Here is a 24,853-nt window from a genome sequence, read left to right on the forward strand (position 1 = left end):
TCTTCTAGATGTTTTTTGAATGGTTGAACAATAGTCTAGTTTAAATCGTTTTTTACGATCTGAACAGCTCAATTATGTGATTGTGGCTATACGCTTTATCTTGATCACTGAACATTGGGTCCCTAAGATATAAACTCCTTCTCTTCTAAGCTCAAATAATATATTTGAAACATGATTTCAAGTATGCTGTCATAAAAAGAAAAAAGGTAAGAAATAACCGTTGAAGTTATCTCTCACACTTTTTAAATCCAGATAGTCGATGGAATCATTGGCAAGACTTTCCTTTTTTAAAGTTACAACTTCACTTGAACAGAATGGGACGTCACCTGATTTCGTCCTAATTAGGCGTTAGCAATACCAATTTCATCTCCTGCACTGACATTACCTATCTTAGTAAGTTCAAAGCTTTTCACCGCATCCATATTCGTAATCACAACAACCATATCGATTGCTTTATCAGCTGACGTTATTGCTTCCAAATCAACTTCCGCAATTAAAGTTTCTTGAGTCACTTTGGCTCCTTCGCTTACTTTTATATTAAAAGGCTCTCCATTAAGTTCGACTGTATCAATCCCCATATGAAGCAAAATTTCTAACCCATTTGCCATTTTCATCCCAACTGCATGTTTTGTTTGAAAAACACTTAAGACTTCTCCAACAATAGGTGAATAAATATCACCTGTCTCAGGAATTACGGCAAATCCATCTCCCATCATTTTTTGAGAAAAAACGGGATCATCGACTTCACTAATAGGAATTAGCTTCCCAGTTGCCACAGCATAAAGCGTTTCATTTAATTGAATTGTTTCTTTCTTTTTTAAAAATCCAAACATTTCTTTTCTCCTCCAATTTTTATGAATAATAATAGTATAGAAAATTCTCAGAATAATTACAACAAAGAATTCATTGTAACTAAATTTTTCTAACACTGATGAAAAGTTAGTTGGTTTTTTTTATATGAAACGGTATACTATTAGTGATTTATTATTTTATTCTAGAAAGGATTGAACCTATGCTTTTATCAAATTTATGGAAAGCAATTATTCTAGGGATTATCGAGGGAATAACTGAATGGCTACCAATCAGCAGTACAGGGCATTTAATTTTAGTGGATGAATTTATTAAAATGAATCTCAGCAAAGATTTCATGGAAATGTTCAATGTGGTGATCCAACTTGGTGCGATTATGGCAGTTGTTGTGCTCTATTTTCATAAGCTGAACCCCTTTTCACCACAAAAAGATGCGACTGAAAAAAAGGATACTTGGATTCTTTGGTCAAAAGTTGTTGTTGCCTGCGCACCGGCTGCGATCATTGGGATACCGTTAGATGACTGGTTGGAGGCAAAATTCCACAACTTTTTTACAGTCTCTTTGATGTTGATTGTTTATGGGATTGCTTTTGTTGTGATTGAAAAACGTAATCGAAATCACATACCAAAATGTACAGATTTACGTAATTTTACTTATAAAGCTGCTGCTGTCGTTGGTTTTTTCCAAGTACTCTCATTGATTCCAGGAACTTCCCGTTCTGGCGCAACCATTTTGGGTGCAATCATTATTGGTGCCTCTCGCTTTGTTGCAACAGAATTTTCATTTTTCCTTGGCATTCCTGTCATGTTCGGTGCAAGCTTTCTGAAAATAGGTAAGTTTATTATGAAAGGTAATTCATTTGGGTTCACCGAAACGTTTATTTTATTAGTCGGTTCGATTGTCGCTTTCGTTGTTTCGATCATTGTAATCAAGTTCTTACTAAACTATTTAAAACGAAACGATTTTACTGCATTTGGATGGTATCGAATTGTACTGGGTGTTTTACTGATTAGTTATTGGTTATTTTCATAGTTTATTTAGAACCGATTTTATCGGTTCTTTTTTTATTTTTCGTGTAGTCCAGTTGTTGGCTTATTTCTATTTCCAATGATAATGATTATCATTACTAATTAGAATAAATATACTTTCAAAAAAACATGAAAGCTTATTTAACAACATTAATGCCAATTGATAATTACTATCGTTCTCATTTAGACATTTCCATTATCATTTAAGATTTATTTATGCTATGCTCTATTTGAGGAGTGATAAAATGAAAATTTCAGAAGAAAAAAAAGCACTACTAGCCACCATACTTTGTCTAATATTTATGGTGATTGGATTTATTTTAGAAAAATCAGGTACAATTTTTTACCCTATTAGTTTTATAGTAGCTATCATTTTTGGCGGGTTTAAACAAACCAAAGCAGGTCTACTAGAAACTGTTGAAAATAAACGTCTTAATGTTGATTTACTTATGGCCTTAGCTGCTATCGGTGCCTGCATTATTGGTAATTGGTTTGAAGGAGCTATGTTGACGTTTATCTTTTGTCTTAGTGGTGCATTAGAAGAATATACGACAAATAAAAGTAAAAAAGAAATCTCCAGTCTAATGAATCTACAACCTGAAATGGCTTTGCTATTAAATGAGCTAGGTAAAACAACTGAAACGCCTGTGAAACAATTAAAAATCGGTGATTTACTGCTTGTTCCTAAAGGAGCACGCATTCCCATTGATGGTATTTTGACCAGAGGTTGTTCAACGATTGATGAGGCTGCGGTCACTGGTGAGTCTATCCCAACTGAAAAATCAATTAATGATCCCTTGTTTGGCGGAACAATCAATCTGGGCGAAGCAATTACAATGACAGTGAATACTACGAGCGAAAATACGCTATTTTCAAAAATCATTCGTTTAGTGGATGAAGCACAAAATACCCCTTCACAGACCGCAAGTTTTATCGAAAAACTAGAAAATACCTATGTAAAAATCGTTTTGATTGCAATTCCTATGATGATTTTAATTCCTTATCTATTTTTAGATTGGTCTTGGAATGAAAGCTTTTATAGAGGAATGGTATTGTTAGTCGTTGCATCTCCTTGCGCATTAGTCGCTTCTGCAACTCCCGCTACATTGGCAGCAATTTCCAATGGGGCAAGAAATGGTGTGTTATTTAAAGGCGGAATTTACTTAGAAAATTTAGCTTCTTTAAAAGCAATCGCTTTTGACAAGACTGGAACTTTAACTCGTGGTATTCCAGTTGTTACGGATAGTGTCTTTTTAAAAAATAAGCAGGAAGGTTTAAATGTCCTTTTAGCAATGGAAAGACAATCCACACATCCCTTAGCTCAGGCAATAATAACCAGATTCGACAATGAGACAACTACACTCTATGATCAGATAGAAGTAAAGAATATCACTGGATTTGGAATGGAAACCACGATTGACTCAACAACGTGGCGGGTGGGGAAAAATACCTTCAACACACAAATAGGCGAAAAAAAGGAATTGGAAAACGAAGTTTCTAGGTTACAAAATGCAGGAAAAACGGTTGTTTATCTATTTCAAGAACAAGAAATCGTCGCTTATTTTGGACTTTTGGATATTCCTAAACCTGAAGCATATAAGGTGATTGCTTATTTTAAACAATCAGGGATTCATACTACAATGATTACTGGCGATCATGAAAAAACTGCCCTTGCTGTAGCATCACAACTTGAAATTGATGAAGTTCATGCTGATTGTTTGCCACAAGACAAAACAACAATCATCAAGCATCAAAAAGAAACTTATGGTGTCAACGGAATGATCGGTGACGGGATCAATGACGCACCCGCTCTTGCTAATGCAGCTATTGGCGTTGCAATGGGTGAAGGGACAGATATAGCGATGGATGTAGCTGATATAATCTTAATACAGAATGACCTAGAAAAGCTACAAATGAGTCATCTTCTTTCTAAAAAATTAAAACGAATCGTCACGCAAAATATTCTGTTTTCTTCTAGTGTCATCCTATTCTTGATACTATCAAACTTCTTTCAAATCATCAATTTGCCACTGGGTGTTATCGGTCATGAAGGAAGCACAATTCTTGTTATCTTAAACGGATTGCGGATGCTAAAAACGATTCCTCTTGAAAAAACAACTATGTCTGAAAACAAATATTCTTCGCAAACAGCAGACTTTGTCCAATAATAAAAAAGACTGCAGCCCATGAAGTGAGCCCCAATAGTTAGACCATAACCCGACCGAAGAAATTTGGTCGGGTTATTATGCGGTCATCCGTTTGCGATATTGAACGGGACTGCAGCCGAGCCTTGTTTTGATTCGGTGATGATTATAGTAATTAATCCACTCTTTAATTGCCCTCTTCAACCTTTTAAAGCTTGTATAAATCACACCATAATAAATTTCTTGCTTTAATAGACCAAAGAAGCTTTCCATCGGTGAATTGTCAAGACAATTCCCTTTTCGGGACATGCTCTGGAATATTTTTTTCTCCGCTAAAGGCTTTCTATAACCATTCATCTGGTAAGCCCAGCCTTGGTCAGAATGGAAAGTCCGACGATAGGGGCAGTCCGCGGTTTGTTCTATGGCTTCTTTTTGAGCATCAAGAACGGCCTTTGCATTTGGTTTTTCTGATATTCGATAGGACAGAATTTCCCCGTTAAACAGATCTAGGAATGGGTCTAAATACAGCTTCTTGATGACAGGTTTTCCGTTCGTATCTTGTTCATAATACTTAAATTCAGAAGTATCAGTTGTAATCTTTTGATGAGGAACCGAGGTAACAAATCGTCTGTGAATCCGATTCTTTGCCACTCGTCCAACAGTCCCTTTGTAGGAATTGTACTTACGTGATTTGCGTGTAAACTTTACGCTCTTCAGCCCAAGCTTACGCATGATTCGACGGATTTTCTTTTGATTTACCTTTACTCCCTGTTCGTTCAGGGCGATTTGAATCCGACGATACCAATAGTTCCCATCGTTTTCTTCGAAGATTTCTTGAATGGTTTCCTCTAGCTTGGCATCTGGATTCCCACGATTCAATCGCTTTTGCCAATACATGTATGTCGCTTTAGGAAATTTTGTCGCTTCAAGAAGAATCGTTAATCGGAACTCCTTTCGGAGTTCGTGGATGATTCGTGCATCTCGTTCTTGAGTCGATCTGGGATATTCATCCCTAAAGCTCGGAGCTTTTTTACGAAGGCCAGTTCTGCACGAAGCAGTTCATTTTCTCGTTCCAGTTCTTGTTCACGCGTTAACGGCCTTTTTGGTATTTGTTTCTTCTTTTTCTTAGTCATTGAAGGCCTTCCTTTCAGTTTCGGTAAGAGACCTTCAATGCCTTCACGCAGAAATAGTTGGTGCCAATGTTGGAGTAGATTTCCAGATGGCAATCCATATTTCAATGCGACATTAAGGTAAGAGTCACCGCTAGTCAAATAATAGTGTATGACATCTTGCTTGAATTGGGAAGAATAAGTTTGTTTATTTTTACGTCGGTTTAAGGCATTAAAGTCCAATTTTTCTACAATCTTTACCCATTTTCTTACTGTTGAATCAGCTGGAATACCGTATCGGCGAGCTAGAGCCACATACCCACCTTCTCCCCTCTGATACGCTTCAACTACTGATTTTTTAAAGTCATAATCATATTTAGCCACTATAAAAAGCCCCCTAAGTTAGATTTTCTGGTCTAACTTAGGGGGCTCACTTCACCCATAATCTTTTGGCTGCAGTCTTTTTTTACTCATTCCACTCTTTCATAAACTCTTTTAAAAATTCTTCTAAAAATACTTGGCGTTTTTGCCCAATTTTTTTTGCGTAATTTGTATTTAGTCCTGTATTTAGCCGTATGATCTTCTCGTAAAAATGGTTGATGACCGTGCTATCTTTTCGATATTCACTTTTTGATTGAAGTGTTCTAGGTAAAATTTTTGGATCATAGATAGGATTTCCTTTATGGCCGCCATAATAGATTGTTCGAGTAATGCCAATGGCTCCCATAGCATCTAAACGATCAGCATCTTGTACAATTTGGCCTTCAATGCTAAGCTTTTCTCTTGTTCCTGTCAGTGTTTGACTAAAAGAAATGTTTTCCACTATATAAATGATTCGTTCAACTACACTAACAGAAATGGTAAGACTAGCCAAAAACTCACTTAGTTGTTTATAAGCATCTTCTGGATCAGAAACTAATTTATCATCCACTGTATCATGAAGATAAGCCGCCGCGATAACAACAAAGTGATCACATTGTTCTGTATCAGCAATTTTATTTGCTAAGCGGACCACTCTATTGATATGATCCATGCCATGTCCCGTTTGGTCTTTTAGCATAATTGCCTTTGTATAGTTTTTGATTGCCTCTATATTTTGATCGCGCATTCTATTCCTCCAAACGATATACCTGTAGGGATGTCGAAACTTTTACCTCGAATTATCATCATTCTATGATTAATAACTCATGGTTAACTATTTTTAATGACTAGTCCACTAATTACATTGACTACAGATTCACTTGCATTTAATAATTCTTCTAATTGATCATAGACATTTTTCCAGCGAATAACCTCAACTGGATTTTGCTCGTTAGTGAATAATTCTTTAAGAGATTCACTATATAATTTATCCGCTTTTCCCTCAATTTCACTTACCTCATTAATCATTGTATGCAGTGTTTTGGAATTCTTAAATTTTGCAAATTCTTTTGTAGCAGTTAAAACACCGGCCGTTGCCTCTACTCCGTAAGTAATAAATACCCTGGCGTTATCATTTAATTCTTTCACAACTAAGCTACTTAACAAATAGGCAATACTGTTGATTGTATCCAAGACATCATCTAAGCGTTGTGTTATTTCAACAATATCTTCTCTATCAATCGGTGTAATAAACGAAATATATAATTCACTTAAAATTTTTTGAACGATTTGATCTCCTTCTTTTTCCAATACGTGAATTTTTTCAGCTTCTTCCTCTAATTTTTCAAGTGAATAATCCATTGCAATCATTTCTAAAAGCTCTGCCGCTTGATGTGCGTTCATTGCCAAACGTTCTAATTCACCAAAATAATCGAATTGCTTTTTTCTAGCCATCTTATTCTCTCCTTAAAATACCGCCATAAATAGTTTCGCCATAACAAAGGCAATGATCCCACAACCTGGAAAAGTCAAAATCCAAGCAATCAGCATCTCTTTTACAATGCGCCAATCGACGCTAGATACACGTTTCGAGGCACCGACCCCCATAATTGCAGTTGTCTTTGTATGTGTGGTAGATACAGGAATTCCAAAAATAGATGCTGCAAACAAACAGACTGATGTACTTAAATCCGCCGCAAATCCTTGATAAAGTTCCAATTTCACCATATCCATTCCAACTGATTTAATAATCCTCATGCCGCCCACTGACGTACCAAATCCCATTGTGACTGAACACAAGACCATGACCCAAATTGGAATAATAAAGCCTGAACCTGACTTTTCTGCTAGATTATTATAATAAAGCCCTAACATAAAGACTCCCATAAATTTTTGACCATCTTGAGCACCATGTAAGAAGGCATTAGCCGCCGCACCGAACGCTTGACCATAGGTAAATACTTTATTAGCAGTTCTTCTAGCTACACCTCTGAAAAGGATTACAATTAGCTTCGTAACAAGAAATCCTCCACCAAATCCCATTACCGTAGAAACCACTAGTCCAACTAATACTTTGGCCCATTCAGTTCCATTGACAGCTCCAAGTCCTCCTAAAGCCATTGCTGATCCCGTCAGACCAGCGATCAATGCATGACTCTCACTTGTTGGAATTCCAAAATACCACGCTGCAACAGACCAAACTACGATCGAAAATAATGCAGCGGCTAACGCTACTTGCGATGCATTTCCATGCGCATCAAAGCTCACGATATTACTAATTGTTTCAGCAACTTGCGCATTAAAGTATGTCATCACCAACGCACCAAAAAAATTCATGACAACAGCCATCCAGATCGCAACATTTGGTTTTAAAACCCGTGTCGAGACAGCGGTTGCAATTGCATTTGGCGCATCTGTCCAGCCATTGACAAAAATAACGCCCATAACAAGAGTGACCGTTATAATTAAAGCAATATTCACATTGACACCACCATTTCATTTTTCCCCTGCTATGATAGCATATTTTTTATAAAAAGTATCTAGTTTTCTGATCAAACTTAAAGTCATTAAAGTTTTTCACATAAAGAAAACCGTAATTTCACTGTTAAGGAAAAAAACTTGTCATCTTTTATTGCAATGCCTGTTTGGATTAGGTATAATGATTAGTGTTGAATTACATATGGATTTTCCTGTGTAAGACCTTAATTTATCGGAGGTGAAAGAAATGCCAAATATTGAATCTGCAATTAAACGTGTACGTACTAACGCTAATAAGAATGCTCAAAATTCATCTCAAAAAAATGCTATGCGTACAGCTATCAAGAAATTTGAAGATGCTGTAGCTGCTGGTGCTGACAATGTTGATGCGTTATATACAGAAGCTATCAAAGCTGTTGATATGGCTGAAACAAAAGGATTAATCCATAAAAACAAAGCAGGCCGTGACAAATCTCGTTTAAGCAAAAAATTAGCAAAATAATGATTTGTAGAAGTTAACATTCGTGTTAACTTCTTTTTTATTAAAAAAGACTGAATTATAAAGCTTAGCATTTTATCATCCAGTCCTTTAAAGCCGAAATTCACAATGGTGCGCACTTTTGTTTCAGTCACATTTCTATAAATTAAAACAGGTCAAAATTTCGTTTGACTCGTTTAAACTACTGCTACTCAATTAGATAAACCGCACTAGCTGATTGAATGATTGTTTCGTTTTTACTTGTTTGACCTGTCTGTCCCCCTCTAACGTAAACCTTTTGATCGTCAGCCAGAATTTCTTGAATTTCTAATCCAAATTGTCCATAAAGTTCAAGTATATCCTTTACATGTTCAATATAATCTTGAGGAGATTTTGTTATGATATACTCATTTTCCGATTGAACTTGATGTGCAATAACCTGTACACGCATAAGATCATACACCACTTAAAGATTGCTCCCTGATCGAACCTCTCTGAAAAATATTTCAATGATTTTCTTCGATTCATTCATAATAAATCCTCCTATTTTAGCGAGTCACTTGCCCAGATAATTTGAGAATAAACAATTCAAAGAGCAACTCTTTGTCCATCTGACCTGTTTTCATTCTAAAATCATTTTCTACTAATTCGTCATAAATTGCTTCTAGACGATCTAACTCAAAGCGTCGCACTTGCTGTAAAGCAAGTTTAATACGATAAGGGTGAATTTTTAAGGTTTCCGCAATATTTGCTTGTTGATACCCTAATTTGGCTAAGATTTTTGTTTGTAAAAATAGGCGGATTTGATTTAATAAAATAGCATTTAATTTAATGGTCTCTTCCCCCTGAAGAAGTAGATCTTCATACAATTGAATTGCTTTCTCACTAGACCCAGATAAGACCTCGTTTGTTAAATCAAAGACATTATGTTCTAAAGATTTTGGTACGAGTTCTTTGACTCCATATAAAGAAATTATTTTATTTTCAGAAGCATATAAAAATAACTTTTGCAATTCACCCATTATTTTTGAAAGATTTAGATCTGTCAGCTGTACTAATAAATCAAATGCTTCAGGTCGTATTTCATACCCCTCACTTTGAATTGTTTGTTCTACATACTGCCTTACTTCACGCTCTCCCATGGGATTTACATCAATGACTTCTGCCTGTTTTTTGATTGCTTTCGTTATTTTTTTACGTTCGTCTAATTTTTCGACATTTGCAATAAAAACTAAGATAGTTGTTGGTGAAGGCTGTTCCAAATACTTAAGCAAACTCTCGATATCATGATCAAGTCCGTTCGTTCTTCTTTCCGCCGTTAAAAAATAAGGATTTTCTATAAATACCAAGCGATAGTCTCCAAAAAAAGGAATCGTCTCAGCTTCCTCTATGGCTATAGATAGGGGAACCTCCTCCATATCAAAAGAAGAATAATTGAACTGATCATCTTCTGTTTTGATTAATTGATCCATCAATTCTGTCTTAAATAACTCGCCCAAATAACTCTCTGTTCCTTGAACTAAATAGACAGAAGCAAACTGCTGTTGTCTTACCTGTTTCAATGCCTCTTGTAAATTCATAAATTCCCTCATTTCTCTTTTCAATCCTATCATGTCATTTTAAGAATTGCTAGTCTTCTTTCAGGATTGTTTTAGCTGGAGACATATCTGAAAACGGAGTCCATTCATAATAAATCATGCCATTTTTATTTGTTTGAAACTGTTTGATTTTAAATTGCTTTAATGTTTCTATAGTTTCTTTATGAGGATGATTAAATCTATTATTACGCCCGCAAGAAATAATGCTCTCCTTTGGCTCAATACTTTGAATAAACAAAGGAGTAGATGACGTTTTACTGCCATGATGTCCAACTTTAAGTACATCAACCTTCAAGGCTGGAAATTGTTTTACTAACTGTTCCTCTCCCTCTTTTTCTAAATCTCCTGTAAATAGGAAACCTCGCCCAGCAACTTTTGTATAAACTACAATTGAGTCTTTATTTTCTCCAGTGCCTAAATGATCTGGGGCAAGGGTTTTCAGTGGAATATGATCACTAACTGAATCTCCAATTAAAATTGGATAACATTTCGTTCCACTCTTTTTTAAGTACTCAATCATAGAGAAAAAAGCTATTTTCTTATCTGTGCCAACAGGAAAATAAATGGAACGAATTGGAATTTTCTCATTAATTGCTACTAAATCACCAAAATGATCGATGTGTCCATGAGTAATCAATACTTTATCTAGATACTTAACACCTTTACTTTTCAAATACGGAATTACTGAATAATCTGCATTGCTTGTTTGCTTTGTTTTAGTCGCCCACTTTTCCTTTTTATAGTCCAATTTCCCACCAGTATCAATCAATATATTTTCTTGATGAAAGGGGGTCTGTATAAATATGCTGTCTCCTTGTCCAACATCAATAAAGGCAATTGTACCATTTGGTGATACATATTTGCTATACATCAACAAGAATAGCGCAATTCCAACCAAATATACTTGTTTGGATTGGTTTAACAACATATGCAAAAATAGAAGCATCAGCGAAAGCATTACGAGAAAAAGTATAGGTGAAAATACCCCTGTAACAATGGTGTGAGTAGTATTTTGACTTAACCATTCAAAAAATGATTGTTGGACAGAAAAATAAATTTCCAAGGTATCAATGATAAAAGTAGCTTTCAGTAGGAATGAACTAAGTAAACTAATACTTAATACTGGCAACATAAATCGTTCAAAAACAGGCACTAATAAAAATGTATATACACTGCTCGTTACCTGCCATTCAAAAAATGTTAACCCCACCAACGGAATGATCGTCAGATTTAACAATAGAGAAAAATAATACGTTTGCAAATAACGATTGCTGACTTTTCTTACAATAGGATAGACAAATAAAATAAAAAAAGATAAACCATAACTTAATTGACCAGCTGCGGAAAAAAGAAGATACGGTTGAAAAAATAAACATAGCATCAAGGTTAAACTCCAACAATCCAATGCAGATAGCTGCCATTTAAATTCTCGATTACTCAAAACCAGCATACACTGAAGCAATGCTCTAACAACACTAGTTGAAAAGCCAGCGAAGCCTGCATACACAATTGAAAATAGTAATTGTAACCAAAATAATTGTTCTAAGGTAAGTCCACATTTTAAAAATATATACCGAAAACGTCCAATAAAAAAAGTTACATGCATTCCAGATAAACTGAATAAATGAAGAATACCTAAATTTGAAAACATTCCTTCTTTTTGAGAAAATTCACTTGATTTAAACCCAAAAATCAATGTTTTAAGATATAAGGTCGTCTCTTTTAAAAATGTTTTATCACAGTGATCGATTCCTTTTTTTCGATAGCTACTTAACCAAGCTAAGAGTTCATAAAATTTTGGTCTCTCTTCTTGAATTTTATGTATCTTCTCAATCGTCAATGTTTGATAGATCCCATTTTCTTTTAAATAGTTTCGATAATCAAACCCATTCAAATTTGTTTTTGACATAGGGGTTTCAAATTCACCTGAAATATTGACTTTCAATGGCTGATTTACTTTTTGCCAACTTTGCTTTTCTTGTTCAGAGGTCAATCGATAAAATGCGACAATCTTCCGCTTTTCTTTATTAGATATCGTAATATTCCCCTCTAATTGGAGGCGATCACCATCGATTTTAACTTGATCGGGTAATACAGATAAGTCTCCAATTATTTGGTGTGTTTCTGGAAATTTCTCTAGTTCTTCTTTTCTCAAAATCCTTACACAGGAAACGATCATAATACACATACATAAAAAACTAGCACCAATAATCCATTTGTTTCCAGTATAGAGGACTCGACTAATTATATAAAACCAAACAATTCCTGTTAATAGAGTTGGTTCTAAAACTAAAAAAACAGTTCCTATTATTACTAAGACTGGAAAAATCCAGTAATTATTGATCAGCTTGAGGTGCTTCTTCCACTGAAGCAATCTCATCTTCTCCTAATTGTAATTCAGCAAAATACTTCTTAGATAAACTGACTTGATCTACTGTAGCTCCTACTTGTTTGATCAAAGCTAAAGCATATTCATCATTGCGATAATCCTTTAAGTAATGAATTTTTTTGATTCCTGCTTGTAAAATCATCTTAGTGCATTGTAGACAAGGAAAATGCGTTACATAAATCTCAGCTCCCTCTGTCGGGATACCAAATTTAGCACACTGTAAAACGGCATTCATCTCTGCATGGATTGTCCTGACACAATGGCCATCAACAATATAACAGCCATCATCGATACAATGAACATCACCACTAACTGAACCATTATATCCGCCAGCAATAATTCGTTTATCTCTAACAATGGTTGCGCCTACTTCTAATCTTGTGCACGTACTTCTTAACGACAACAAAACACTTTGTGCCATAAAATATTGATCCCAAGGGATTCTCTCTAATGTCATATTTTACTCCTTTTTAATGATTATTTATTTTCTAAAATTCATTTTGCTGATTTCAATTTAATATTAGGTTATACAAATAGTAAATTATAGAAAAAGTCTCGTCAAGAACCTATACATGATATTTGTAAAATAATTATTTTCTCTTTTTTGAAAATCGTTATCAATTTTTATAAAGTAATCAAATCTTTTAGTTTTTCAAACGTTTTTTCACCAAAACCTGAAATGTTTTTTAAATCTTCGATCTTTTTAAAACCTCCATTTTCTTCCCGATAGCGAATGATTTCCTGCGCTTTTTTTTGACCAATACCTGGTAAATTTTGTAGTTCACTTTCGCTAGCTTGATTAAGATTGACTTTGCTTGTATCGTTCATTGCTCCATTTTGAGAGTCAGCTTTGCTTGTACTACTTTGAACTTCTTCCCCTACTTTTGGAACGTAAATCACCATCTGGTCAACAACCCGTTCAGAAAAATTGACGTACTTTGTATCAGCTTCATCACTGACCCCTCCTGCAAGCATTACCGCGTCCCAGACTCGCATATTTGCGTTCCCTTCGTACATCCCTGGTTTTTTAACAGCGCCCTTTATATCGACGTATAGTTGCTGAGAAGACGATTCAGCTTCTGATGAATGAGTTGAAATTATTGAGGTCATGGTTCGTTCAGCTTCGGAAACTTCTTTTTGATTTTTTTGAACAAACAAAAATAAAAAAACAACGCTAACAATAATAACAATCATGCTAACAGCAATTGTATAATACTTATCTTTATCTAATAACCTACGAAAATCCATCATTTCCTCCCTTCAAAATTAATATACGCGTTATTTCTATTTTTTCATGATAGAAAAGAACAAATTTGATCGTATAATAGAGTAAGAAGGTGATAAAGAGATGGAGAAGGAAATTGTAGCGTTATTAATTGGTAAAGATTTTTTGGGGTTAGAAAAATTGATTGATCTTTTAGGTACAGATATCGTTAAATGCATCCGCGCAATTTTGAATCATTCTGATGAGATAACTTATCGTAAAGAAGTTGAAAATGAGGTGTTTTATCGTATTTGGCAAAAAATTGATCACTATGACGCACAAAAAAGTAGTCTAAAAACATGGTGTCTGACCCTAACACGCAACATTTGTTTAGATAAAAAACGTGTGATCATCCGTGAACGAAATATTATTCCGATGGAGCAGCTACCAGAAAACACTTTAGTCGAAGACTATTTTGAGAAAGAAAATTTCTTAGATTTATTAAAACATCTAACGGAAGAGGATCAATTGATTTTTCTAAAATACTATTATTATCAAGATAGTCCTAATGATATTGCCAAAGATTTAAAAATGGAGGTTTCACAGGTTTATAATCATCTGTCACGTGGGAGAAAAAAGATTAAAGAATTATTTTGATCCGCCCATCGGACTATCTGGCTTAAAAAAAGATAAAATCCGATTGTGGCAAAAGCACCTGCTACACTTTTATTTTAAGGAGGAATTTAAAATGGTTAATCCATTCAAAACAGTCATTAATCAGTTTAATAATGAAATAAATAATCGTTCAACAAAGGAGCTTAATGCTCAACAAAAAAGGAATTTATTCAATCAAACCAAAATGTATATATTTCTTCAAAGCTTTATTGAGAAAATCAAGCCCTACCTTGAGGAAGGAGAGGAAATCCATGCGTACTTGCCAATGACAAATGATGGACAAAATGCTTCTGTCGTAGGCCTGGGTCTAATGGGAATGTATCATCCTGAATCGCCCGAAGCAAAAGCGTATGTAAAAGATTTTAATGATCTTAGGGGCAACAGGTTGTTGATTTTTACGAATAAAAAAATGATTTTTACAACAATCATTGAATTTTTAGATCAACGAACTTTTTTTAGCTATCCCTATTCAACGATCAAAGCCATCACACTTAAAGAAAATAAAATGACCTATTTTGATTGGGACGAGTCTTTTCCACCTAAACGTGTTGCTCTTTATACCTACACTTTCGACTTTGAATCTGAAAACCATATTTTTTCAGAGTTGTTAGGCCAACGTGATGCAGATATTTTAAAACGGCAATTGCTGGAAATTCCAGCACTGCAAACCATTCTGGTTACGGAGAAAATATATCGCAAACGAACATTTGATAGAGTTGTTAACAACCCTATCTTGGCGTATAAAGTCACTTTTTACTTTTTTAACATTTTAGCTGCAATCGTTTTACTGCTCTTTGCTTTAGGTGGCTTTTTTCATATTGGTCCGTTTAAATTTATCTTTGACCTTTCCACAGCTATTGTTATAAAAAGTAGCATGTTGTTTCATTTAATCTCATAGGCTAGTGTCAACATAAAAATAAGTAGTATTAGCTAGAATAGATTCTAGCTAATACTACTTATTTATTTTTCTTTTAATGTGGCTAGGTAATCTAGTGCATCTTGTACATTTTTTACAGGAACGATTTTCATTTTTGTGCCAATTTTCTCAGCAGCAGCTTTCGCCTCTTCATAGTTCGTTTTGATACCTGGTTCTGCTTTTTTCATTTCTTTAGTAATTTCATCGTCTGGAGCAAAGAAGATTTCTGTCTCGTTTTTGCTAGCAGTGACTACTTTCTTATCAATGCCACCAATCCGTCCGACAACGCCGTCAGTATTAATTGTGCCGGTTCCAGCAATCTTGTGTCCCTTACGAATTCCTTTTTGCGTTAGTTGCTCATATGTTTCCAAAGTGAACATCAGACCAGCTGAAGGACCGCCAATATCCCCAGCATCGATTTCAACCGGAATAGAAGAATTGATCTCAGTATGATCTGTCAAGCCAATGCCGATTCCAGCTTTTTTATCTGTCGACAGTTCGATCAATTTTCCTGTTGCTTCTTTAGACACACCATCTTGCGAATAGTTTACAGTAACTTCTTGCCCGATTTTCTGTTTCTTTACGTAATCGACAAACTCTTCACTGCTTTTAAATGTTTTTCCATCGATTCCTGTGACTGTATCTCCGACAGAAATTTTTCCTTTAAAACTTGAATTGTCATCAACTGCTAAAACATAAACTCCTTTAAATGCCATTTCATAAGGAACTTTAGCAAGTTTCAACGCTTGCTCGATTGCCGCATTTTTAGAAGAGTCCATATAATATTGCTGAATTCGTTCATATTCACTATTTGTACTTGATCCCATCAATTCCTCTTTACTGACCAGCTCTTGAAAATCTGAAAACTTTGCTTTTAAGGCAGAAGCCAACGTTGCTTTACGAACCCCAACGGTCGTTAAATAAAACGCACCCGGTTCTGAATCTTTTTTATTATCCACCGTCACAAACTCTTTTAAATTCTCAGTTGTACCAGGTCCTTCAATATAATAAGGAATTGGGAAAATCATAACAATAATTAATAAAATGATTGCTACAAAAGGTAGCATCGACTTGATTGATAATTTTTTTTCATGCGTATTATTCATCTAGGTTCATCTCACGATTCTTTTGATTTAGTGCTTGATTAACAGACTTAGGTAGATACTGCGAAACATCTCCACCAAATTTCAGCACTTCTTTGATTAAGCTTGAGCTCACGTGTGCATAGGGTTCATCTGCTAACAAAAAAACAGTCTCCAATTCAGGGGCTAAGTGACGGTTCATTATAGCAATATCTTTCTCATATTCATAATCTTTCACATTTCTTATCCCTCGAATTAAAAAAGCCGCGCCTAATTCGGTAGCACTTTCAACAGTGAGTTTGCTTTCTTGGACGATCACTTCAACATTTTTTAAATGTGCTACTGCTTCTTTTATCAGAATCAATTTTTCATCTAATGTAAACAGCGCTGTTTTATTTGTGTTGACAAAAACACCAACAATGACCTTATCAAACATCTTAGTACTGCGTTCAATCATATTGAGATGACCATTTGTCAAAGGATCAAAGCTTCCAGGAAAAAGAGCAATTCTAGTCATGTCTTACCTCCTGTTTGTAAATCGTTATCTGAGTAATCCCATAGGTTGTTTCTCGTGCTTTTTTCAGTATACTGATTCTTTCAGGAAGCTCAATAGATTTATCTGTCTCACATACAATGACTGCCTCTTGCTTTAGTAATCCACCGACAATCATTCGATCAATTTGTTTTTCAATTTCTTGTTTAGCATATGGTGGGTCTAGCAAAACTAAATCAAACGTTATTTTTTCTTCTTTCAAAAAATCTATTGCCTTATTCGCATCCATCTTTTTGACCATAAATTTTTCAGGTTCCTTTGTTACTTCAATGTTTTCTTTAATGATTTTAAGCGCCGCAAAGTTTTTTTCAATACAAACCCCTAGGTCCATTCCTCTGGATACAGCTTCAATTGCAAGTCCACCACTCCCTGCATACAAATCTAAGACTGTTCCACCCTCAAAATATGGTCCTATCATGTTAAAAATTGATTCTTTTACCTTATCAGTTGTTGGACGAGTGTTGTCACCATCTAACGCTTTTAAGCGTCGTCCGCCATATTCTCCAGAAATAACTCGCATCTTTTAACGCCCCTTCACTTGTTTCAATCTATTTTAACCATATAACAAATATACAGAAAAAAGATGAAAAATGTTTGAAGTTCGTTCACATTTTCCATCTCAATTTACACATTTTCAGCTAAACGAATTTTAGTACTTAATTCTTCTACTTCAAAACCTTCTTCTTTTTCATACTGATAGGCTTCTTTTGTACCGATCTTTTCAGCAAAGTTCATTTCTACATCTGGACGATACGAGCGTTCTACCTTACGAACAAAATGCAAGCCATTTATTTTAGCTTCTGAGCTTTCGATTGCTTCTTCATCCATATATATCACAACATATTTCATTCGACGAGAAACATAATGTATCAGTCCATAACGCTTTAATGTTTTTAATTGTTTTAGGCTGTATACCCAGACAATTAAACAACGACGTTTTTGGATGGTGAGTTCTTTTTCTTCACTAACTTGCATGACAACTACCCCCACATCCTGAATGTTTTCCTTTTTCAAAGAAAGGATTTCCAGCATCTACTTTGATATCATCTGAGATTGTTTTAGCGACAGCCATACCAACTAAATCAAGAATTGTCTGAATCTCTGTTTCAGCAAATCGAAACTCAGCAACTTCTTCGCTCATATCCAATGCTCTTTTAGCTTGGCGAACTGCTCGTTGCTTTGTTCGAAAATCCGGTGCATGATTACCATAGGCTTCAATCCGTTCAAAAGAATCTTTTGCATCTAAAAAAGCCTTTTGCTTTTCTCGAACATCTTTTGACTCGTACATTGACATACGATTCTTTTTATAAGAATCCATACTCTCACTTGTTAAAATCGCTTGAACAAGCTTTTCTGTCTGATCTTCTATTTCAAATAGTTTTTCTGTCACTATCATACTTATTCACTTTCCTCTGTTTGAGATATTTCTTTTTCAGTTTCTTGCATTAAGACTAACATACTTGCTTTAGAGAATGCAACGCCAATATTTTCCTTCTCTTCATGAGAAAACCTAGAGTGGTACAAAGAATCTGAAAACCAAGAAAGTACTGTGAATGTTGGATCATAGATGGGTTCAGCATACATACCTGTAGCCTTTTTCTTGTCTAATTGTCCAACTTTCAATAATTTTTGATACTCCTCATTTGTTAGTGTAAAAATAGCCGTTGTGGCCATTTGTTCTTTGCTGAATTGCCAACTTTCTGCTCTCTCAGATGATAGAATATTTTTCTGATTTTTGTTTAAAACTTCAAAAAGTTTTTGAGCATTTTTTTGACTTTCAGTGTTCACTCGATAGGTTGGCAGGCCTTCTTTGATTCTTAATAAATTGATGATTCGAATCACTTGATTGCTTTTAACTGCATCAAATCCCATTATTTGTTCCTCTGTAGAAAATGGGATTACTTCACCTTCAAGTAATTGATATGGCATCAAGGTCAATAAAGTTTCTTTATTTAAATAAGTCACTGCTGCAAGCTTACTTGTGCCATGGTTAAAAAATAATAATGCAAAAGTTTTATTATCAAAAGCAATCAATGGACGATAGTTCATATCTTCTTCCATCAGTTCAATGTTATACTTATTTTCTTTATATGTAAATGCAAAATTTGAATAGATCGTCATTAATTCTGATACATCTGATAATTTCATCCCAATTGAGAATGGTGCCGTTTCTTTTGAGTCATTGAAGGCTTTGATCATAGAAATTTTTTCATCTTTTACAGTTATCTCTAGATAGTCAGCATCTTTTTTTCCATATATCAGTACTTCATAACCCATACCAGATTTTTGTTGCTCAATTGGTTCCCCAAAATCAGCTGTAAAATCAACAGCCTTCTTACCTATGTATTCAGCATATCCTGATGTTGGAATTTCTTCATAAGGTAAAGCAGTATGGGAGACAGCATGCCTCCCACCCTCTACTTCTTGCCGTGTTTTTTCAGCAGGGAAAAAGACCGGTTGTAAATAACCAACTAGTAAGACTACTAAGAAAACACCTAGAAAAGCTAATACTCGCTTCATCTTCTTCCCCACTTTTCGTTTAATTTTCTTTAACTTCGATCAAGAGATCGCCTGACCGAATTGGCTCCTCTTCAAAAACATAAATATGTTCAACGATTCCATCAAAGCGCGCCTCAATCGTTGTTTCCATCTTCATTGCTTCTGTTACTAATAATGCATCCCCTTTTTTAACTTTATCTCCTTTATTCACTAACACTTGGAGAACAGAGCCCGACATTGTTGCACCAATTTGCTCTTTGTTTGTTGGTTCTGCTTTACGTTTAGCTTGAACAGATGATTTGATAGAAGTATCTTTGATAACAATTTCTCGACGTTGCCCATTTAAATTAAAGAACAATACTCTGTTCCCTTCAATATCAGGATCACCAACTTCATCTAAACGAATAATCAAAGTCTTTCCTTTTTCAATTTGGACTTCAACCGACTCGCCTTGACGAATCCCTTGGAAGAATGTTGGGGTATCTAATAATGTAACATCCCCAAAATTTTGATAAGATTGGCGGTAATCTAGAAAGACTTGTGGATACATCAAGTAGCTTAGTATTTCTTCAAGTTTCGGCTCATAGCCGATTTTTTCAGCTAATTCTACTTTTACTTTATCAAATTTTACTGGCGCTGCCAAACTTCCAGGTCTTTCGGTAAATGCTGGACGTCCTTTCAAGATGATTCTTTGCAAGTCTTTTGGAAATCCGCCAACTGGTTGACCCAAATCACCTTGGAAAAATGTCACAACAGATTCAGGGAAACTTAATTCGTCTCCCTTCTCATAGATGTCTGCTTCAGTTAAATTATTTTGGACCATAAAGAGTGCCATATCACCAACGACTTTTGAAGAAGGCGTTACTTTTACGATATCTCCAAACATCAAGTTTACTGTATGATACATTTTTTTGATGTCATCCCATTGGTGTCCTAAACCTACAGCTTTCGCTTGTTGTTGTAAGTTGGAATACTGACCACCTGGCATTTCATGCATGTAGACTTCTGTCTGAGGTGCGTTCAATCCATTTTCAAATGGTTGGTAATACATACGAACATCTTCCCAATAATGATTGATTTTTTGCGTATTATCAATATTAACATCCGGTGTACGATCACCATTAACTAGTGCATAATACAAACTACTCATACTAGGTTGGCTTGTCGCACCACTCATTGCACTGGTTGCTACGTCTACGATATCAACCCCCGCTTTTGTAGCAGCAGAGTAAGTAATGATGCCGTTTCCGCTAGTATCATGTGTATGCAGATGAATCGGTAAATCAATTGTATCTTTTAATTCACTGATCAATCGATAGGCTGCTTGGGGTTTTAATAACCCCGCCATATCTTTGATTGCAATGATATGCGCACCCATTTTTTCAAGCTCTTTGGCCATATTTTTATAGTATTCGACATTGTATTTTGCTCTTGAAGGATCATTGATATCTGCTGTGTAACAAATCGCGGCCTCTGCAATTTTCCCAGTATCTCGAACTGTTTGAATACTCTTTTCCATCTGTGGTAACCAGTTCAAGCTATCGAAAATACGGAAAACATCAATTCCTTGCCTTGCTGATTCTTTGATGAATTCCTCAATGACATTATCCGGATAATTTTGGTACCCAACAGCATTTGAGCCTCTAAATAACATCTGTAGTAAAGTATTTGGCATCAATTTACGAATTTTGCGAAGTCTTTGCCATGGATCTTCATTTAAGAAGCGATAGGCAACATCAAACGTTGCGCCACCCCACATTTCACTAGAGAATAACTCAGGTAATCCTTCGCCTGTTAAACGAGCGATTTCTTTGAAATCTTGTGTTCTGACACGAGTTGCTAATAAACTCTGATGGGCATCACGGAAAGTAGTGTCAGTCAGTAGAACATTTTCTTGTTTTTTGACCCAATCAACTACGCCGTGAGCTCCGTCTTTATCTAGAATATTTTTTGCCGTCACATACTCACTACGTAATTCTAAATCGGTTGGAATACGTGGTGCATCAAAATATTTTTTCGTTGATTTTTCAATACCTGGAAACCCATTAACGGTTACTTCCCCAATATATTTCATGGTTTTATTGCCGCGGTCTCTTAATTTTGGAAATTCAAATAATTGCGGTGTATTGTCAATAAACGTTGTTTTCGCTTCACCTGATTGAAATTCAGGATGACCGATTACTTTGTGTAGAAATGGAATATTGGTTTTTACTCCACGTATTCTAAATTCTCTCAAGCTACGTTCCATTTTTTGGATTGCTTTTTCGAAAGTAAAGCCATGCGTACAAACTTTTACTAATAGCGAATCAAAATAAGGAGTGACAACAGCCCCAGAGTACGCATTCCCTACATCAAGACGTACACCAAAACCACCTGGTGAACGATAAGTATCAATTTTTCCTGTATCTGGCATAAAATTGTTCAAAGGATCTTCAGTGGTGATCCGACACTGAATCGCAGCACCGTTCAATGCAATATTCTCCTGTTGTGGGATCTTCATATCTTTATGTAGATCAAGGCCTTGAGCAATTTGCAATTGTGATACGACAATATCGATATCTGTGATCATTTCAGTAATGGTATGTTCTACTTGAACACGTGGATTCACTTCAATAAAGTAGAAGTTTTCTCCTTCAACTAAAAATTCAACTGTTCCCGCATTAATGTATTTAACATGTTTCATTAATTGAACTGCAGCCTCACAAATTTCTTTACGTTTTCCATCATTCATTGATACACAAGGTGCTACTTCGACTACTTTTTGGTGACGGCGTTGAACAGAGCAATCTCTTTCGAATAAATGAATAACATTTCCATGTGTATCTCCTAATACTTGTACTTCAATATGTTTCGGATTAGAAATATATTTTTCGACATAAACTTCATCAGAACCAAAGGCCGCTTTTGCCTCACTTTTTGCGCGGTCATACCCTTCTTTCGCTTCTTTTTCATCATGGGCTACTCGCATTCCGCGACCACCGCCGCCAAGAGCTGCTTTGATCATGATTGGAAAACCATGTGTCCGGCCAAATTCTAAAACGCCTTCGACAGAGTCGACCGGACCATCAGAACCCGGTATTGAAGCAATACCTGCAGCAACAGCAGCTTCTTTAGCTTTGATCTTGTCTCCAAAAATATCCAAATGGTGTAGCGAAGGTCCCACAAAAATAAGTCCTTCTTCTTCACATAGACGGGCAAATTCTAAATTTTCTGAAAGAAACCCATAACCAGGATGAATGGCATCAGCACCAGATTTTTTAGCGATTCGAATAATATCCTCCATATCAAGGTAAGCTTCGATCGGCTTTTTCCCTTTACCAACTAAATAGGCTTCATCTGCTTTAAAACGATGAACCGAATACTCATCTTCTGCTGCATAGATTGCCACTGTCCCGATGTGCATCTCTGTACAGGCTCTAAAAATTCGAATTGCAATTTCTCCACGATTTGCTACTAAAACTTTTTTCATTTTTTCACTCCTACCTGTTTATTAAAATTCTGTTTGATCGATTGTTCCCCTTCATTTATCGATTAATTACCAAGTACTTGGTATTCTTGGTCCATTTTTTGTTTCTTCTCATCTGCGCTGATATTCAATACAAATGCTACAGAGATTGAAATAATCAAAACACTATTTCCTCCTTGACTTAGAAATGGAAACGTTACGCCAGTCAAAGGAATGACCCCAGTAATTCCACCCAAATTGATAAACACTTGTAATAACAACATTGAACCAATTCCAATACACATTAATGAGTTGAATGGTTTCTTCGAGCGTACCCCGACTAAGATGATCCTAGCAATCATAAACATTAAAATCGCCAATATGATCAATGATACTAATAACCCTAATTCTTCAATGGTAATCGCAAAAATAAAATCTGAATGGGCTTCGGGTAAAAAACCTTTTTTCTGAATACTATTACCCAATCCTTTTCCAAACCAGCCACCATTGTTGATTGCGTAGTAAGAATTTGCTAATTGGTGCCCAGCATTTCGCTCATCTTTAAATGGGTTCAAAAAAATAGCAAAACGTTGATAAACATATTGATATCTTTCTGGGATGAAGCTGCCACCCGTTAAAAGTAACGCTTGGATAACTGCTATACTTCCTAAAATCCCAGCACCACCAACTAAATAGGTATACATATAATTAACGCCACTAGCAAGTACCATGATAATCACTAATAAAGTCAAAATTGCTGCATTCCCCAAGTCGGGCTGAATTGCTACAAGAAAAATTAAAAAACCAACCAAAAGCATTGGTCTAAATACAGCTTTCTTAAATTCTTTATCAATATATTTCTGTCTTCGTCCTAAAATATACGCCAAATACCAAATCACCATGATCTTTAGGTATTCCGCTGGCTGCATTGAAAAAGAACCGATTTGGATCCAGCCCTTTGCACCATTGATTTCTGCTCCTAATTTTGTGAATCTAACAGCTAAAAGTAGCACGGAAATGACAACGATCGCAAACATAATAAATCCTTTGATTTGAAACACGGATGTTTTCATCTTATAGATGAAAAACATTGCTACTAAACTCAAAAGCCAAAATTGTAGCTGTGTGATGACCATGCCTGTTGGCGGTTCACCTTTTGATACGAGCAAAGAAGAGGTTGAGCTGTACACCATGATCAAACCCACCGCACTAAGGACTAAGTAGGGGATCAAAATACTATAGTCTAACAAATGCCTCTTTTTTATCTTGTTCGGCAAAGTTTAAACCTCCTTGCCAATCTCTTTTTTTTCTTGAGTTTCCTCATAAACGTCACTATATAATTGATTGAGTTCTTTTTCTAGATCGCTTAACAATTGATGTCCTTGTTTTGAACTTAAAATGCCTAGACGAATAGCATAAGTCACTTGGCGAGAAAAACCATACATTTGTGTATCTACGACTTCCTCAAAAGCCTTACACTGGGAAATACATAGGCTATTTTTTTGATTGCGGATCAACATCATGATCCGTTGTGCATCATCGTTTAACAGCTGAACGGCAAAATCTTTTGAAATGGATTCCATTTGCACTAAACCTCCCATCTTAATTATGTAATTATAGCATAATTTGTCCAGTTATTAACAGAAATTTTCTGAAAATCTATTGTTTAAAATTTTTTTTAATTTTCAATAAACAGGAATGAATAAAAATCTCATTATTATAGCTCTAATCTCAAAAAAATATTCTTCTGGTTCCAGAGGCATGCCTTGTAAATTATAATCAAAGATCAATTGTTCTTTAACTTAAGCCATAGACAATCACGTAATAAATCACATAAACCCAACTTAGGACTCCATGAAATACTGCCCAAAGAATACTATGCCAATTCACATACGAAATGACTAATGCTAATGCACACCCAAATGAAATTCCTGCTTTTGCACTTTCTTTCATCACGTTTCCTCCTAAATAAATCTAAATCACGCTACGATTGTTGCTATTTTAATATTAATAGTAACAGAATCCATTTTAAGAAGCTATCAAAGCACTTATTCAAAATTCTAAAAATATTTATTATAAAAAAA

The 24,853-nt window shown here is 35.4% G+C and carries 25 protein-coding genes; 5 read left to right on the forward strand and 20 right to left on the reverse strand.

Going from position 1 to position 24,853, the window contains the following annotated elements:
• Window positions 1-341: 341 nt before the first annotated feature.
• On the reverse strand, window positions 342-833 hold the full coding sequence (locus tag IGJ55_RS09135) for a PTS sugar transporter subunit IIA (RefSeq protein ID WP_430606208.1): 492 nt from the start codon (window positions 831-833) through the stop codon (window positions 342-344).
• 179 nt (window positions 834-1,012) lie between these two features.
• On the opposite strand from IGJ55_RS09135, the gene IGJ55_RS09140 reads away from it, so the two are divergent.
• Both IGJ55_RS09140 and IGJ55_RS09145 read left to right on the forward strand, forming a co-directional pair.
• Complete coding sequence (locus IGJ55_RS09140; protein WP_207121621.1) at window positions 1,013-1,843, forward strand: undecaprenyl-diphosphate phosphatase; 831 nt, start codon at window positions 1,013-1,015, stop codon at window positions 1,841-1,843.
• 241 nt (window positions 1,844-2,084) lie between these two features.
• Window positions 2,085-4,007, forward strand: a complete 1,923-nt coding sequence (locus tag IGJ55_RS09145; protein ID WP_207121620.1) for a heavy metal translocating P-type ATPase — start codon at window positions 2,085-2,087, stop codon at window positions 4,005-4,007.
• A gap of 75 nt (window positions 4,008-4,082) precedes the next feature.
• Here IGJ55_RS09145 and IGJ55_RS09150 read toward each other — a convergent pair.
• The 4 genes from IGJ55_RS09150 to IGJ55_RS09165 all read right to left on the reverse strand — a co-directional run bounded on the left by IGJ55_RS09150 (window position 4,083) and on the right by IGJ55_RS09165 (window position 7,897).
• Window positions 4,083-5,476, reverse strand: a protein-coding gene (locus IGJ55_RS09150; protein WP_430606211.1) for an IS3 family transposase whose coding sequence is annotated in 2 segments (ribosomal slippage) — window positions 4,083-4,936 and window positions 4,936-5,476 — 1,395 coding nt in all. Because the reading frame shifts where the segments join, the coding sequence is not laid out codon by codon here.
• Between the two features lie 82 nt (window positions 5,477-5,558).
• The gene (locus IGJ55_RS09155; protein ID WP_430606212.1) at window positions 5,559-6,200 is read right to left on the reverse strand and encodes an HD domain-containing protein; all 642 of its coding nucleotides are present in this window, start codon (window positions 6,198-6,200) and stop codon (window positions 5,559-5,561) included.
• An 83-nt stretch (window positions 6,201-6,283) separates the two neighbouring features.
• Window positions 6,284-6,907, reverse strand: coding sequence for a DUF47 domain-containing protein (locus tag IGJ55_RS09160; RefSeq protein ID WP_207121582.1), 624 nt, complete (start codon window positions 6,905-6,907; stop codon window positions 6,284-6,286).
• Between the two features lie 12 nt (window positions 6,908-6,919).
• Window positions 6,920-7,897 (reverse strand): inorganic phosphate transporter, encoded by a 978-nt coding sequence (locus IGJ55_RS09165; protein WP_430608145.1) that lies wholly within the window; start codon window positions 7,895-7,897, stop codon window positions 6,920-6,922.
• Window positions 7,898-8,177: 280 nt separating this feature from the next.
• On the opposite strand from IGJ55_RS09165, the gene rpsT reads away from it, so the two are divergent.
• Window positions 8,178-8,432, forward strand: a complete 255-nt coding sequence (gene rpsT, locus IGJ55_RS09170; RefSeq protein WP_010764753.1) for a 30S ribosomal protein S20 — start codon at window positions 8,178-8,180, stop codon at window positions 8,430-8,432.
• 184 nt (window positions 8,433-8,616) lie between these two features.
• Here rpsT and IGJ55_RS09175 read toward each other — a convergent pair whose 3' ends face one another.
• The 5 genes from IGJ55_RS09175 to IGJ55_RS09195 all read right to left on the reverse strand — a co-directional run bounded on the left by IGJ55_RS09175 (window position 8,617) and on the right by IGJ55_RS09195 (window position 13,646).
• A complete protein-coding gene (locus tag IGJ55_RS09175) occupies window positions 8,617-8,874 on the reverse strand; it encodes a hypothetical protein (RefSeq protein ID WP_207121583.1) in 258 nt (85 codons plus the stop codon).
• Between the two features lie 82 nt (window positions 8,875-8,956).
• A complete protein-coding gene (gene holA / locus IGJ55_RS09180; protein WP_207121584.1) occupies window positions 8,957-9,988 on the reverse strand; it encodes a DNA polymerase III subunit delta in 1,032 nt (343 codons plus the stop codon).
• Window positions 9,989-10,037: 49 nt separating this feature from the next.
• Window positions 10,038-12,380 carry a DNA internalization-related competence protein ComEC/Rec2 gene (locus IGJ55_RS09185; protein WP_430606213.1) on the reverse strand — a complete coding sequence of 781 codons (2,343 nt, stop codon included), beginning with the start codon at window positions 12,378-12,380 and terminating at the stop codon, window positions 10,038-10,040.
• Window positions 12,343-12,852: a ComE operon protein 2 gene (locus IGJ55_RS09190; RefSeq protein ID WP_207121586.1), complete on the reverse strand. Its 510-nt coding sequence runs from the start codon at window positions 12,850-12,852 to the stop codon at window positions 12,343-12,345. Before IGJ55_RS09190 ends, IGJ55_RS09185 begins: the two co-directional genes overlap by 38 nt.
• A 167-nt stretch (window positions 12,853-13,019) precedes the next feature.
• A complete protein-coding gene (locus IGJ55_RS09195; protein WP_340689701.1) occupies window positions 13,020-13,646 on the reverse strand; it encodes a helix-hairpin-helix domain-containing protein in 627 nt (208 codons plus the stop codon).
• 97 nt (window positions 13,647-13,743) lie between these two features.
• Here IGJ55_RS09195 and IGJ55_RS09200 point away from each other — a divergent pair, with 97 nt between their 5' ends.
• Window positions 13,744-14,256 (forward strand): sigma-70 family RNA polymerase sigma factor, encoded by a 513-nt coding sequence (locus IGJ55_RS09200; protein ID WP_430606216.1) that lies wholly within the window; start codon window positions 13,744-13,746, stop codon window positions 14,254-14,256.
• 91 nt (window positions 14,257-14,347) lie between these two features.
• On the forward strand, window positions 14,348-15,172 hold the full coding sequence (locus IGJ55_RS09205; RefSeq protein ID WP_069640806.1) for a hypothetical protein: 825 nt from the start codon (window positions 14,348-14,350) through the stop codon (window positions 15,170-15,172).
• Between the two features lie 62 nt (window positions 15,173-15,234).
• Here IGJ55_RS09205 and IGJ55_RS09210 read toward each other — a convergent pair whose 3' ends face one another.
• The 10 genes from IGJ55_RS09210 to IGJ55_RS09255 all read right to left on the reverse strand — a co-directional run bounded on the left by IGJ55_RS09210 (window position 15,235) and on the right by IGJ55_RS09255 (window position 24,722).
• Window positions 15,235-16,296 (reverse strand): SepM family pheromone-processing serine protease, encoded by a 1,062-nt coding sequence (locus IGJ55_RS09210; RefSeq protein ID WP_429949660.1) that lies wholly within the window; start codon window positions 16,294-16,296, stop codon window positions 15,235-15,237.
• The gene (gene coaD, locus IGJ55_RS09215) at window positions 16,289-16,789 is read right to left on the reverse strand and encodes a pantetheine-phosphate adenylyltransferase (protein ID WP_069640808.1); all 501 of its coding nucleotides are present in this window, start codon (window positions 16,787-16,789) and stop codon (window positions 16,289-16,291) included. Before coaD ends, IGJ55_RS09210 begins: the two co-directional genes overlap by 8 nt.
• Window positions 16,782-17,345: a 16S rRNA (guanine(966)-N(2))-methyltransferase RsmD gene (gene rsmD, locus IGJ55_RS09220; protein ID WP_429949658.1), complete on the reverse strand. Its 564-nt coding sequence runs from the start codon at window positions 17,343-17,345 to the stop codon at window positions 16,782-16,784. Before rsmD ends, coaD begins: the two co-directional genes overlap by 8 nt.
• 104 nt (window positions 17,346-17,449) lie before the next feature.
• Window positions 17,450-17,800, reverse strand: a complete 351-nt coding sequence (locus IGJ55_RS09225) for a YlbG family protein (RefSeq protein ID WP_429949656.1) — start codon at window positions 17,798-17,800, stop codon at window positions 17,450-17,452.
• Window positions 17,790-18,221, reverse strand: coding sequence for a YlbF family regulator (locus IGJ55_RS09230; protein WP_069640811.1), 432 nt, complete (start codon window positions 18,219-18,221; stop codon window positions 17,790-17,792). Before IGJ55_RS09230 ends, IGJ55_RS09225 begins: the two co-directional genes overlap by 11 nt.
• A gap of 2 nt (window positions 18,222-18,223) precedes the next feature.
• On the reverse strand, window positions 18,224-19,345 hold the full coding sequence (locus IGJ55_RS09235; RefSeq protein WP_429949654.1) for a CAP-associated domain-containing protein: 1,122 nt from the start codon (window positions 19,343-19,345) through the stop codon (window positions 18,224-18,226).
• A 19-nt stretch (window positions 19,346-19,364) separates the two neighbouring features.
• Window positions 19,365-22,793, reverse strand: a complete 3,429-nt coding sequence (locus IGJ55_RS09240) for a pyruvate carboxylase (protein WP_207121870.1) — start codon at window positions 22,791-22,793, stop codon at window positions 19,365-19,367.
• 62 nt (window positions 22,794-22,855) lie between these two features.
• Window positions 22,856-24,046: an FtsW/RodA/SpoVE family cell cycle protein gene (locus tag IGJ55_RS09245; protein WP_069640814.1), complete on the reverse strand. Its 1,191-nt coding sequence runs from the start codon at window positions 24,044-24,046 to the stop codon at window positions 22,856-22,858.
• Window positions 24,047-24,049: 3 nt separating this feature from the next.
• Entirely contained in the window at window positions 24,050-24,352 is a 303-nt protein-coding gene (locus IGJ55_RS09250) for a YlaN family protein (protein ID WP_010772713.1), read from the reverse strand.
• Between the two features lie 214 nt (window positions 24,353-24,566).
• Window positions 24,567-24,722 carry a hypothetical protein gene (locus IGJ55_RS09255; RefSeq protein WP_167351682.1) on the reverse strand — a complete coding sequence of 52 codons (156 nt, stop codon included), beginning with the start codon at window positions 24,720-24,722 and terminating at the stop codon, window positions 24,567-24,569.
• Window positions 24,723-24,853 lie beyond the last annotated feature (131 nt).

Source organism: Enterococcus sp. AZ170 (genome assembly GCF_050545135.1).
GTDB lineage: Bacteria > Bacillota > Bacilli > Lactobacillales > Enterococcaceae > Enterococcus_L > Enterococcus_L ureilyticus.